Annotated in this window: 10 protein-coding genes; 5 read left to right on the forward strand and 5 right to left on the reverse strand. The window is 35.8% G+C overall.

Annotation, left to right across the window (positions count from 1 at the left end):
• Positions 1 to 12: 12 nt before the first annotated feature.
• The 3 genes from G7Y56_RS12205 to G7Y56_RS12215 all read right to left on the reverse strand — a co-directional run bounded on the left by G7Y56_RS12205 (position 13) and on the right by G7Y56_RS12215 (position 5,761).
• Entirely contained in the window at positions 13 to 3,564 is a 3,552-nt protein-coding gene (locus tag G7Y56_RS12205) for a TonB-dependent receptor (RefSeq protein ID WP_165043822.1), read from the reverse strand.
• A gap of 209 nt (positions 3,565 to 3,773) precedes the next feature.
• Positions 3,774 to 4,760, reverse strand: a complete 987-nt coding sequence (locus G7Y56_RS12210; protein ID WP_165043824.1) for a FecR family protein — start codon at positions 4,758 to 4,760, stop codon at positions 3,774 to 3,776.
• A gap of 392 nt (positions 4,761 to 5,152) precedes the next feature.
• Positions 5,153 to 5,761, reverse strand: coding sequence for an RNA polymerase sigma factor (locus tag G7Y56_RS12215; protein WP_165043826.1), 609 nt, complete (start codon positions 5,759 to 5,761; stop codon positions 5,153 to 5,155).
• Positions 5,762 to 6,449: 688 nt separating this feature from the next.
• On the opposite strand from G7Y56_RS12215, the gene G7Y56_RS12220 reads away from it, so the two are divergent.
• The 5 genes from G7Y56_RS12220 to G7Y56_RS12240 all read left to right on the forward strand — a co-directional run bounded on the left by G7Y56_RS12220 (position 6,450) and on the right by G7Y56_RS12240 (position 12,168).
• Positions 6,450 to 6,986: a helix-turn-helix transcriptional regulator gene (locus G7Y56_RS12220; RefSeq protein WP_165043828.1), complete on the forward strand. Its 537-nt coding sequence runs from the start codon at positions 6,450 to 6,452 to the stop codon at positions 6,984 to 6,986.
• A gap of 624 nt (positions 6,987 to 7,610) precedes the next feature.
• A complete protein-coding gene (locus tag G7Y56_RS12225) occupies positions 7,611 to 9,218 on the forward strand; it encodes a glycerophosphodiester phosphodiesterase family protein (RefSeq protein WP_165043830.1) in 1,608 nt (535 codons plus the stop codon).
• Positions 9,199 to 9,930 carry a hypothetical protein gene (locus G7Y56_RS12230; RefSeq protein WP_165043832.1) on the forward strand — a complete coding sequence of 244 codons (732 nt, stop codon included), beginning with the start codon at positions 9,199 to 9,201 and terminating at the stop codon, positions 9,928 to 9,930. The genes G7Y56_RS12225 and G7Y56_RS12230 overlap by 20 nt, the downstream gene beginning before the upstream one ends.
• A gap of 27 nt (positions 9,931 to 9,957) precedes the next feature.
• Positions 9,958 to 11,001, forward strand: coding sequence for a hypothetical protein (locus tag G7Y56_RS12235; protein WP_165043834.1), 1,044 nt, complete (start codon positions 9,958 to 9,960; stop codon positions 10,999 to 11,001).
• 72 nt (positions 11,002 to 11,073) lie between these two features.
• The gene (locus tag G7Y56_RS12240) at positions 11,074 to 12,168 is read left to right on the forward strand and encodes a hypothetical protein (RefSeq protein ID WP_165043836.1); all 1,095 of its coding nucleotides are present in this window, start codon (positions 11,074 to 11,076) and stop codon (positions 12,166 to 12,168) included.
• 115 nt (positions 12,169 to 12,283) lie between these two features.
• On the opposite strand, the gene G7Y56_RS12245 is transcribed toward G7Y56_RS12240, so the two are convergent.
• Together G7Y56_RS12245 and G7Y56_RS12250 are read right to left on the reverse strand one after the other, a co-directional pair.
• Positions 12,284 to 13,387 carry a hypothetical protein gene (locus G7Y56_RS12245; protein ID WP_165043838.1) on the reverse strand — a complete coding sequence of 368 codons (1,104 nt, stop codon included), beginning with the start codon at positions 13,385 to 13,387 and terminating at the stop codon, positions 12,284 to 12,286.
• Positions 13,384 to 14,262 (reverse strand): HNH endonuclease, encoded by an 879-nt coding sequence (locus G7Y56_RS12250; protein WP_165043840.1) that lies wholly within the window; start codon positions 14,260 to 14,262, stop codon positions 13,384 to 13,386. Before G7Y56_RS12250 ends, G7Y56_RS12245 begins: the two co-directional genes overlap by 4 nt.
• Positions 14,263 to 14,269: the final 7 nt, after the last annotated feature.

Below are 14,269 nucleotides of genomic sequence, written 5' to 3' on the forward strand. Positions count from 1 at the left end.
TGTTTTTATATATTAGAAAGTAAGCTTTGCTCCTACACTGAATGTTCTTGCTAGAGGATAAACACCCCAGTCAAATCCGGGCAGAAGGTTGTCTCCCTTATAGTCAACTTCGGGGTTATAACCCTGATAATCGGAAATTGTAAACAGGTTGTCTACACTTCCATACAGGCGTAGTCCCTGCAATCGTATTTTCCGTAAAAGAGCGTTATTGAATGTATATCCAAGGGTTATATTCGCACATCTGAAATAGGATGCGTCTTCGACCATATAAGAAGCAAGCCGCATACTTACATTGGTAGTCGAGTGTCTTGCTGCTCGAAACACTTCTCCATTACCCGGGTTGGCATCAGACTGCCAGCGATTAAGCACACTGCTCAACTGGTTACCCGAACCTTCCATATTATAGAGGTAATATTTCTGGAAATTGATAACTTTTGCTCCTTGTGAACCTGTAAATACGGCACTCAGGTCAAAGCCTTTATAGGCAAAATTGGTACTTATCCCATACGTGAAATCAGGAAATGCGTCTCCCAGAATACCTCTGTCCTCATCATTTATAGTACCGTTTCCGTCTACATCCCTCCACAGAACATCACCGGCACGAACCGAAGAGTAATTGGGTACGGCAGGCCCTACACGGGTATATCCTTCGGGTAGTTTACCATTGACCAGATTGGATTTATCGATCAATATATTCCGGTAATCGCTTTCGGAAATAATACCGTCAGCAAAATATCCAAAAAATGAACCGATGGGGCTGCCTGCACGCGTAACATGGCTGACTACACTTCGTTCACCCACTAGATACAAATCGTTTATACCTCCCATATTAAGGACTTTATTCCTGTTAACGGTAAGGTTGGCACTCATATTCCAACTGAATGCTCCGGTAAGAATACGCCCGTCAACCTGAAAATCAAATCCCCTGTTACGCACACGTGCATCGGTCAGGTTGGTTTTTACGGATTTTGATCCTGAAATGGATGAAATAGGCTGGTCATAGAGCAGATCGTAGGACTCACTATTGAAGTAGTTACCGATCAGGTTGATACGTCCTCCGATTAACCCAATATCAAATCCGAGGTTATATTGTGCGGTCTTTTCCCAACCGATTGCTTCGTCTCTGAATCCGCCTTCCCAGTAAGCACTTTCAACTGAATTACCAAAGGGATAGCCACCGCTTGACATGGAGCTTGTATGCTCGTAGTTACCGATATTGTTATTTCCACTTAATCCCCAGCTTGCACGAAGCCTTATGCTTGTACTTTTCCCATACTTTTCCTTAAAGAATTTTTCATTGGATAGCGTCCATCCTCCCGAGACAGAAGGAAACCACCCCCAACGGTTTTGTGCCCCGAAGCGTGATGAACCGTCCGTACGGACTGTTCCGGTAACAACATACCGGTCATCAAACGAATAATTCAGACGGCTGAAATATGACAGCATCGTCCATGCCGCTTTTCGGGTAGCATTATCCAAGGTTATATCGCCGGGATTAGGGCCATGTGCCGTAATTTCATGGATACGGTCATCGGGGAAGCCGATACCTGTTATATATACACGGTCATAGGTTTTCTTCTGTGCTGAAGCCCCTAACAGTGCTTGAAATTTATGCTTACCCAATGTTCCATTGTAATTAAGCGTAAACTCTCCCAACTGATCAATATCACGGACACTTTGGTCTTGTGCTTTGACACGAGCTACAATAGATTCGGAATTGGGCATATCGCCATCCTGACCTACTGTGCGGGGACGGTAGTAATTATATCTGGAGTGAAAATACTGTGTTCCCAGATTGGCATTTGCTTTCAGATTCTTTAAAATATCATAGGATATGTTGGTGTTAAAGTTCATCCGGTTTGATTTGGAACGGATATCAATTTCATGGGCTAGTGCTACCGGATTTTCGACCATCTGGAAACCAAGTGATTTCATGGCGATCTGATTGCCTACAGCATAACTGCCGTCGTCGTTATAAACCGGAAACTGAGGAAACATCAGCAAAGCACTTTGTACTACCCCGTCATTAATGTAACGCCCTGAAGCCTGTACCTCACGGTTGTTGATATCATCAAACGAGAAATTGACTCCTATATGTAATTTACTGGTTACATCAGCATCTACATTTGCCCTTACGTTTACTCTTCTGTGATTGGAAGGTGCGATAATTCCATCTTGATCGAGATGTCCCAAGCTAAAACGATATTTGAGGTTTTGTTGTCCTCCGCTGATACCGATATTATGCCTGTGCATGGGTGCATTGCTGAAAATGGCTTCCTGCCAGTCGGTATTGTACTTGGATGTGACGGGTTTGCCTGTGGTAAAATCAAAAAACATTTCGGGAATACCTACCTGATTAATGGCAAACCCTTTGGAGGCACGTGTAGCATTGTCATCCAAGGGATTCCATGATTTGCCAGCTGCTTCAGCAAGGTCGCGATACGAATTATTCCTTGCTTCGATAACCAAGTCCCTGTACTGGTCTGCATTAAGCAGGTCGATCTTTTTGGAAACCTGTTGCACACTGAACTGATAATCGTATTCAATCAAAGCCTTACCGCTTTTTCCTCTTTTAGTGGTAATAAGTACTACACCACTTGCCCCACGTGAACCGTAGATAGCTGCGGATGCAGCATCTTTAAGCACGTCGATAGTTTCTACATCGTTGGGATTAATATTTACATCCTCGGTAGCAGGATAACCGTCAATAACATAAAGAGGGGTGGAACTTGCAGACAGGGAGTTAGTTCCTCTTACTCTTATCTTTACGCCATCACCCGGTGCACCTGATGCCTGTGACACCTGTACACCTGCAATTTTACCTGCCAGGGCTTGTCCCAGTGTCGGAGAGGATAAGGGTAATTCGGAGGCTTTGACATTGGCTAATGCACCTGTAAAATCACTTTTACGCATAGGGGTATAGCCCACAATAACTACTTCATCCAACAGCCTAGTGTCTTCTGACAACCTGATATCAATATGCTTTTTATCCCCTATTTTAATATCCTGTGATAAAAAGCCGATATAGGAAATAACAAGTGAAGCATCAGTTTGTACTTCTATAGCAAACTTACCATCAATATCGGTAATAGTTCCCGTCTTTTCCCCTTTGACTAACACAGATGCACCAATAATGGGTTCTGATTTCGCATCGGATATAACGCCCGTTACAGTTCTTTTGGATTGGCTTGCCTCTTTAGCTTTAGATGCGACCTCTTTCTTTCGACTGACAGTAATAGTTTTTTCCTTCAGCACAAAATCAAGACCGGTTTGAACGGAGAGTTTCTTAAGCACCTCTTCTAGATTTACATTCGAAAAACCGGCGTTTACAGGTGGTATATTTTCAATGACGTTTTCATCATAAAAGAAGGTGAAGCCCGTTATTTGAGAGATTTTATCAAAAACTACCGTTATCTGATCGTTTTTAGTATTTAAGGTAATTTTTTTATCCGGAGCTTGTTGCCCATAGGTATTTAAGCTGATACTGCATATTAAAATAAGCAGTAGGGATAAAAATTTACATTTTGGTAAAGATTTTATCCCAATTGTTAATAAAAAATTCATATTTTTACTATGTTTTGATAATTTGACGAAATTATTAAAATGTGTTTGCAACCATTTATCCATATTTAGCGATCCGGAATAAATGATTAGCGGCAAAAATCGGGGAGCGTTCTTTCGGGAACGCTCCTTTTTTGTTCCTGCTAAGTGGGTGCTGTTTTCATATTTTTTTTCATGACTATTTGTTTTAAATGGTTATAGAATAGAAAACTCTATTTATTATAGAGCAGGATTTCGTTGTTGTTACTTAGTTTATAATGTATTTCTGAGGTATGTTCGATGGATTGCAGGACAGATTCGAGGCTCTTATTGGAGTGTTCTCCTGTGATCTGATTATCGTAAGTCTGTCCTTCCCTGAATTTAATTTTGCAATCGTATACTCTTTCCAGCTCTTTGACTACTTCCCGGATGGGTGTTTTATTAAACAACAGGTTACCCGAACGCCAGACGGCTATTTTATTATTCTCCGATTCTTTATAATGGTTATTATTGTGGGTATTGATAATAAGTTTTTCATTGGCGACCAGCCGCGTCATGGATTCGGGCATATAGATCTGTACCTTGCCGCTTTCCACATTAACGGATAATTGTTCATCTTCGCAGTAAGCTCTTACATCAAACTCTGTTCCCAGTACTTTGACATCGAATTTGTCAGTATGGACTATAAAGGGTTTATCTTTATTCTTTGCCACATGAAAGTAAGCCTGTCCTGTAAGGTTGACTCGTCTGCTGTCTTTTGAAAAATATTCAGGATATTCGATTTGTGAACAGACATTGAGTATAACGGTTGTACCGTCAGGAAGTGTAACCTGTTTTTGTTGGCCGATCGTAGTCGTTTCTTTTATATATGAAATCTCATTTGGTTTAACCGGTGTCAGGTATCTGGTATAAAGATAACCGGCAGAAAGTAGAACCATAATTGAGGCTGCAACAGTAATTAACCGTTTAGAACGTTGTAAAAGTGTGTATCTGCGGGTTATCTTACGCAGTAGCCGGGTCGATTCATTGTAATATTCCTGTTCTTCTCCCTGCGTATTTTCAAAGTTTTCACTGATCATCCATTTATCTTTTAAATGTTTGTCCAGAACATCGGTGTTTTCATCCCGCTGAATATCTTCGATAACTTTGCGCATATCATCTTCTGAATAGTTTCCGCTTAGGAAACGTTCTATATGGGCTTTATTCTTGGTATCGCTCATGGCTGATTCTAATTTTGTTTGTTTATTAATTTTTACCTGTTTATACGTTATACGGAGACATCAATAAAAAGTCTAAAACATTAACATATTTTAATATGCCGGAGTGTTATCAGGTTTTTTTATGATAATCTTGTTTCTCTTTCATATTTAACCGTTTTATAGCTATTTTTTCGAGGTGGAGGCAAAGTGGCGTGTTTAGCATCGGCAGCTATTTACTGTTAAATACGCTCGCCCGAAGGGAAAGAGGAAGATTTAACAGCAAATAGTTGACAGGGCGTAAAGGACACGACACTATTTTTGCCGACGAAAAAATAGCTATAAACGGGTATATCCGTTATCTGATTTTTTTATCGGATTTGAAAATGGAGAATGAAAGTGGCTGATTAAAATTTTCAGACAGACAAATCAGTAATAGCTGTGAATAAAAACCATAAAACTGACAGGACGCCATACTTACTTAAATTAATCCTTATGGATTTTAAAGCACCGGATATCAGATATTTGACTCTCGAAATGGAAATATCTAAATTATCCGCAATCTCCCGGTAGGAGAGATTTTCCTCCCTGTTCATTATAAAAGCCATGCGTTGCTGAACGGTTAGCTTATCTACCGACTGCTTTATTAATCCTTGCAGTTCAATAGTAGTTAAGTGACTGTATGTATCTGATTCAGTATCCGCAAACTGTGATAATAGATATTCAGGCAGCCGTTTAAATATACGAATGCTTCTCAAATGATCAAATATTTTATTGCGAACTATTGTAAATATAAATGAAGAGAAAGATGTATCAGGGTCTAAATATTTTCTTTTCTGCCAGATAATAGTAAATGTTTCCTGGTATATATCTTCGGCAAATTCCTTGGATTTGATGAAATTGTATGCAGTGAAAAAGATCCTATTTCGATAAAGAACATACAGTGCATGAAATGCTTCCTCGTCGTCTTGACTTAGGCGGAGAATTAAATCCCGTTCATCTTCTTTTGTTTTATTATTCTGCATAGATATTCTTAATTTCTTTAAAGAAAAAAATTAGCAAAAAAGGTGAGGATAGGTAACCGGTCAATTAAGGTTATGCTGAATTTATATTTAGTTTGAATATGGTATAATTACAGGCTTCTTTTATTACTTCATGTTTTATACTATATTTTAATTTATAAAAATCAACAATTTAGCTATTCAGGATTCACACGCTGTATATAGTAAGGTGTCTGTCTGGGTCAGTTATTATATACATTTTATATAAATAACTTCCGTGTAGAATCCTAAATAACAAATTGGTTGCAATTGTTTTTAAGACTATTCAGGTCTCACAACATTTAGGCAATTAGTATATTTATATTGACTATAATTAAGTAATGTCGTGATTATTTATTAATATGTGAAACCTGAAAAAGTCTCGGCTTTAAATTGAATTGCTCTCCTCTCTCTTGATATAAAAAGTGCTTTTTTTATTATTAGATTTATTGTAAGATTAAATATGCAACAAAAATATGTATAGGAATTGGGATAAAATCATCTTTTAAATGAAATAATATTCACTGTTTATCAGCATTTTACGCTTAAGACCAATTAATATGCCAGATTTTTTTATTAATTTTGAGAGATTAATATTTCTCCTTGAAAAATATATACTATTTTTATAGTAAATTGCAGATGAGAATCGGATTTAAACTAAAAATATAGTGTTATGGATACAGAAACAGCTAAAAGGAAGGAAAAAAAAACACATCATGGGCATAATATCAGATGTGTTAGAAGATTGTACGATAAGAATCAGGATGAACTTGCCATCCTATTAAATACTACTCAGAAGGCTATCCATAATCTGGAACAAGAGGAAATAATTGACGATAAAATTCTTCAACAGGTAGCTAATGTATTTAATCTACCTGTTGAAGTTTTCAAGAAAATTCAGCCGGATGATATGCTAGAAAAATACGTCATTGAAATTACTACATTTTCTCCATCAATGACTAATGGCGATACGTCTAGTAATAACAATCAAAATGAATATATCGCGAACAATCAGGAAAACTATACATATAATTATGGAACTGACCCTAAATACATAAAACTAACTGAAGATTTAAATAGGATGTCCGAACGGGTATTTAAAATGGTTTCAAAGGATTTAAATTTTGAATCTGCAAAAAACAAGAAACTTGAAAAAGAAATGGAAGCTCTTCGAAAAGAATTGGAAAAATTAAAATCAGGTAACAACTGATACAACCAGATAAGACTCATAAAAGACAGGCACTCTATAGTGTCTGTCTTTTTTTTAACATAACTCCGCAAGCAGCCAACTCAACATCTATTTTTTAATTTATCTATCATATAGTAAAAGGAGTTTTATTCTTAAAGTCCGGCTTATTGAGTTCAAACCATTTAAGTTCTAACTGTCGATATGTTCTTTAATTTATATAGTCGAATGTATTAATATTTCATATGTTGATTCATATTCTAAGGTCTCAAAGTCGTGTGTTTTTTATTTTCCTATTTTCATTTCTGTTCTTAACAATAAATTAATACATTATCGTAACCCTTTATTGATCCTATTTTATTCAATATAAGATAAATAACTCTAAAAAAACAGTAATAATAAGTTTATTAATTAAATATTTTTTTATATTTTTAGAAAGTTTCTAAAATTGGGTTGACTAATACCCCCTCTTTATACGATTATACGACAGTAAACTTTACTCTTTTACAAAAATACAGCAAATAATAGTCCGCTAAAACGAGCCACATGGCTGAAAATAATATAAGATTGACTAGTATTAATTAAAATATAACACAACAGCTTTCTTCTTCATTAATTATTGTAAGTCATTAACTAAAAATTAGAAACATGAATCTGCTTTATTATTACTTAAAGAGGGGATTACTAATTCTTGTAATTTACTTAATCGTAGTTCCCTGGGGACATGCACAAGTCTCCAATCAAACCTTTTCATTTGAAAAAGTCTTCAGACCTCAATCAGACATTAGTGGAGGTATTATTGGTACAGTGAATTCAGGCGGGGAGATCCGTATCAGAGTAACTGAAACCAGGTACAATACACCAATCTATGAAGTGTATTCAAATGTAACGACGGCACAATTTGCAGGAAACTCAGTGCAGTATCAACGAGCCGATCTGGGCACTTCCGGTCAATATTTCCCGCTTGTCTGGGATAGCAGAGATATCAAATCTTCTGCGTTAGGTATTGACAGGTATTACTTTGATAGAAGTACTGTACGTCCTTATTCTTTCTTACAGCAACCATTTAATGTAACAGTAACAATCAGCCTAAGAAATGCCACGATGACCGAAGTTAAGATTCCGGGAATTGGCTACATTGGTGTTAATCCTTTATTCAATCCCGGACATCGTTGTTATGATGCCACGCTAGGAGATCAGTTCCCTTGTTCTGCATGGAATGCCGTTAAAAGCCCTGATATTGAAAAGGGATCGGACATTGTACTGGCTGCACATAGAGGACTATGGGGATTCGATTTAGGCGAATCAGCTCCGGAAAATTCAGGAGAAGCCATCATTAATACTCCCACTATGACTCCTGTTCTTGAAACGGATGTAATGATTACTAAAGATGACCAGTTGATAATCAGTCATGATTATAATATGCATAGGTTATCAAACTTTGAAGGGCCAAATACAGTGTTCTTATTTAACAAAAATTTTGATGAGGTAAAAGATTTGAAACTCAGAAGGCGAAACGAGTCGGTAAGTGACTTTAATTATTTAAGATTCGAGGACGTGGTGGATTTACTGGTGGATCACAAAATCGTATTGCTAGTTGATATCAAAGAACTTATTCAGTGGAATCTGGATGGGCAATGTGTAGCCAACTGCGATGTAACACCCGAGCAGAGCAAGGCGAGCTGGTTCAAAATTTTCAAACGATGCTATGATATAGCCAAAGAGAAAAATGCACTGGACTATCTGGCATTTAAGATAAGTTTCCAGTATCAGGATGTGTTATCGGTTTTAACTGAGGAAGAAACTACCAAGATATTATTCTGGCCAATGGTACAACCAAATAATGCTGCGGATGCAATGGATAAGGCTTTGGTTTTTGTAGATACATGGCATCAGCAAGCCGGTACAAAATTATTAGGAATCGAAACTAACTTCAAGCTTTTAACTGACAATTATTTAAAGTCATTTACACGAAATGGTAGAAATTATGAAAATCTATTACATTACGTATATGTTCAGACAGGGCTGAGACCCGGAATCTTTTCTGAAGAGCCTGTAGGAGCAAGAGGAGTTGTAAATCGATGGGGAGTCTGGAATATGAAAAATGTAACCCAGGATATGCGTGGAGATCATTTTTCATTGGCATCAGTACCTTATGGGAAAATAATGGTAATAACAACAGACAGACCGGATATATGGAAACAAGTAAGTGATATTTTAAATAAAAACAATAGTTATGAAACTGCAAATGAATAGATATATTTTAAAATTGATACTTGGGACAGTTCTTTTTATTTTTAGCAGTAACCCTTTGTCAGCCCAAGGAGGACCTTATGACTATGATACACCGTTAAATCCCTTATCTCTTTGGGGATTACATGCCGATACAAAAATTGCTACAATTTATCCTTTAGAATGGGGAAGTAGTGCAACGGAGTTTGACGGTTTAGTGATTGTAGCCAAAATGCAATTTGACCCTATAAACACTACGCGAAAATTATATACATTTTATAATCAGTATGCGGAAAAGTACCTCGAAGTATTTTATAAAGAAAATACAATTATGTTCAGAAGGTATAATGTAGGTTCTTTAATCGATTATTACGATTACACACTGTATGATCCGCTTTTTATTACCTATAGGCCGGATTCTTGGACAGTGAAATTCTATTTTACTTCTGCTTTCTTCTGGATTCAGACTAACCTTGAGAGTGAATCTAAAAATTATTTATCTCCGGTTTTCTTCGGTGTAAATACACTTCAAAGAGATAACATGAAAGACATGATTGATCCCACAGATAGACATACTATGATTGAAGTGGGAGATGAACATGCACCTGATGATTTTTTACTGAAGCAAATTCATGTACATCCTTTCAAGTATTATGAATTAAGAAGAGATATCTATACTAATTTTTCCAGAGCTACTGCTACAGCAATTGATGGAGCTAATTTTGATTATGATTAAAAAAGTAAAATAAATAAATTATAAGTTATGGAAACAAATATTTCAAGAAACTATTCGAAAGTTGGAATTACAAGGTTTATTTCATTAAAAATATTCATTCTTATATTAGTATTTTCTATACCGGAATTCATATCAGCACAAAGATCATACAATGCTGATGATTATTGGTTTGTGAATGGAGGAGGCTTAACAAATAGGCTTCACGGTGGTAGTAACAGGGGGGTACTAAGTTGGTTTGGAAATGGCCCTAGCTGGCAGTTAACTATTCAAGCAGATAGGAATTTCATAAATCCTGATTGGATATTTCGTCGCCCTAATATGGGAACTGCATTTCCTGTACTTCATTCTCCCTGGACTACAGCAAGGATTATAGGAGCCGGTGAATTGCAATTTTCAGGAGGTGGCAGAGGATTACCAAATGGAGGTGTAGCTCCGGATATGGCAATCCTTACAAATGGGAGGGTAACAATTGGTACTTCAACTGTTGCTTTGCATGATTTATTTACTGTAGCAGGAAGTGCAGGATTTAATTTATCCAGCACAGCAGGTAACATAGGAGTACAGATAAGAGACTTTTGGAATAGAGGACAAGGTTCCATCGGAACAAATACAAATCATCCTTTTGTCCTTTATTCAAATAATGCAGGACGTATAAGATTGGATGCTGATGGATCTGTTATTGTTTTTGGCAGAAACGCCGATAGTTTTAATACTATCAGCCAGACTAACAGAAACAGATATTCTCTTTTTGTATTAGGAGGAGTGTTATCTGAAGATTATGCTATTGGACCTAGGGCAACATGGGCAGATCATGTCTTCAATAAGGATTATAAATTGATGGATTTGAATGAAGTCGAAAATTTTATAAATCTTTATAATCGATTACCTGACATACCACCTGCATCTGAAGTAGAAGCTGATGGCTATTCACTTCATGATATGAATGTGAAGTTGCTACAAAAAGTAGAGGAGTTGACTTTATACTCAATTGAACAAAATAAGGAAATAGAACTTTTGAAAAAGATCGTTGAAAATCTTGAAAAAAACAAAGCAGATAAATCTAATAATTAGATATGATTATTAAAATAAATACCTTTCACTCTCATTGTTTGAAAAGCATTTTAAAACATTTAATTATAAGTTATGAAAACAAATATTTTGCATTATCTTAATTTGCGTATCTTTAAATACTTAGCATTGAAGATATTTATCTTTTTATTAGTAATCTCCTTACCTACAGTTGTTTCGGCTCAAAACGATTTGAATAAGAAGGATTCTACTGATCTTCCAATTACACCATTTACAGATTATGAAGCAGCTAATTTTTTCCTTCCGGGACAAAAAGGTGGGTTAACATGGAATGGCAATTATAATAGGGTTGCTTTGTTTAATAGTAATATATACAACGGACAAATAACTTTTCATTTGGATAGGAATTATGAACCCGAATTTATGATAAGACGTCCTGTCTATAATGTTTCATATCCTATATTTTACACTCCCTTTGAAATGGCCAGATTCGTTTCAAGAGTTGATCTACAGTTTGCAGGTGGCAATAAAGGTTTGTCAGATGGTAGAGATGAGCCTCATATGACAATTAAAGCGAGTGGTCGAATTGGTATTGGAACAACCGATCCTAGTGAAACATTAGATCTGTATGGTACTTTTCGTTCTCAGTTATCATTTAAAGATACTCCAGGTATTTTCAAGATTAGAGCCGGATCTAACAATGATCGTTTTTGGGTAGGCTCAGAAAGTAATCACAGATTAACGATCGGTTCTTATAATAAAGGCATAATCAGCTTATATCCGGAAGGTTATGCTGTAATATATAGAGGAGGAACTAATGAATCGGAAACGACAATTATTAACCAAGCTAATAAAAACAAATACGCTCTTTTTGTTACCGGTGGTATATTATCCGAAGATTATTCCATAGGACCGAAATCTTCCTGGGCTGATCATGTCTTCAATAAGGATTATAAATTGATGGATTTGAATGAAGTAGAAAATTATATCAAAACCAATAATCGACTGCCTGATATCCCATCAGCATCTGAAGTAGAATCTGACGGCTATTCTTTACATGATATGAATGTGAAATTGCTTCAAAAAGTAGAGGAATTGACATTGTATTCTATACAACAAAGTAAGGAAATAGAACAATTGAAAAAAGATGCTGAGTTCTATAAATCAATTTTAGAGAAAGTTGAAAATCTCGAAAAAAAGATAAAGTAGCCACAAGTTGCTACAAGTGAAATACATATTATATACAAATCAAAACAAAAGAAGCCTCGGTAGCCTTTTCGGCTATTGGGGCTTCTTTTATTAATAAGACAGATTTACTCTACATTCATACTCTTTTATAAAAAGCCATAAGCCTTCCACCGGGAGCAATATCTACAGCATAATAATCACCCTGATAATAAATGCTCATTTCACCCTGTCTTTTAAAAGATTTTTCAGGATTCAGCTCAAAATGTTTTTGGATTTCCTCCTCAATTGAAGCTAATACATTTTTTACTACAGTTTTTATATCTTTAAATTTATATTGAAAAACGGTTTTTGCTTCAAAACGTTCTCCAACCTGTAAATCCGAAACATGCCTGATATATATATGTATAAATCTTTCATAATCCCACCAAACAGGAAGTTTATTATGCGTTAACCTTTCCGGTTCAAAAACAGAGGTTAAAGCCATTATACGTGTAATCTCATCTGCATAATTTATACCAATTTCCTTATATTTTTCAGTAGACTTCTCAAGTTCTTTCTTTAGCTGACTTCCTCTTTCAATGGCTATCGATTCAAGTATTTTAGTGAAGTCAGCTTGTTCAGCTTCTGTTAACCCTTCAGCTAAAAATTTATTTTTTAATAACTTATACTTCAGTCCCATGGGGAGCTCACCTGTTTCTTTATCTGCAACTGCATTGTAAATATTCTCCTTTAGAACCGGATTTTTACAGTATGTTAGAAGCAAAGCATAATTCTCATCCTTTTCAAAAGGACATAATGCATAGCCACTCTCTAGCATTGATGAATAAAGTCCTAAAGTTATTCTTCCATCCTCGAAATCATCTCCGTTAATCCGTATTTCTAACGGCTTGGGTAATTCACGAACTTCAGCTTTAATAAACTGATTTTCATCAACTTTTTTTAATTGGAGTATTTCTTCAATATCCGATGCTAAAATACCTTGTCTTTTAAGTAATTCTTTTTTATCATCTGATAGTTGATTCAGAATCTCATCAAATCGGACATACCCATCTGTTCTATCCGGAGAGCCATCATCAATTTTACCTTGCAATGATTTTCTTTCTATTGGCGTATATACAAAACTGCCTGTTATAAAATTGCTAAATAACTTTCTGGATTCACTTCCATACTTAGTCTCCACATTCACTACTTTATCAAATTGACCTGAGTGCTTATAAATATCTTCTACCGAATATTTCATATTAAATTCTTTTGCTCATGTATTAATAATGTGAGTTCTTCGATACTGTAATGGTGACCATCATTATTTATCCGATGGAGCATACTGTGGCAATTAGAGCAGACTAATGCGATATCTTTTACGCGGGTTATTCTTTCCCCTTCTCTTATTGCTATCTTATGGTGGCATTCTATGAATCCGTAACCAAGAACCCCATATACTTTCAAGAAGTCAAATTTGCAGCATTCACAAAGAATACGCCCATTTCCATTTTTAAGGGCTTCTTCTTTTGCTTTTCGAACAATTACAGCATTGCGATTAAACACCTCTTTATTAATATGTTCTATTATATCCAGTTGTCCCTCTAAGGCTTCGTCTTCCAGCCTCGACAAGCCAGCTATCAAATCAGCATCAACATCACTTAATACTTCTTTATCCTGTTTTACTAAATAAGGAGTAAACAGATTCCATATGGTCTCTTGCAGTAATGACTCTGACAGTTTATTATTCCCAATATGTTGTATCAAATAGGAAAGGCCGGTATTTACTGTTGTGAAATTTAGATTGATAGGTTTTGGAATCATAAACATGGGATCTGCACACGCAACAACTTCGATTTCACGATACCATTTATGTTTTTCTGATTCATCGTCTATTAAAACATCATTAGAAATTGGAGAAACCAAGTGTGTTAGGAATACATTGTTATTTTTTACCCCATTAATTAATTTTGGTTTCTGAAAAAGAATAATGATATCCCCAATCTTAGGTGTTATGGCATTGCCTTTACGTTTTGTTGACCAGTTTAATATCTTGCTATCTTTTCCATATGCCCATTCAAAACCATCTTTTCTTTTTACATTTTTGATCCAAATAATATTTTCTGATGTATACATATTAGAA

This window comes from Dysgonomonas sp. ZJ709, from assembly GCF_011039195.1.
Taxonomy (GTDB): Bacteria; Bacteroidota; Bacteroidia; order Bacteroidales; family Dysgonomonadaceae; genus Dysgonomonas.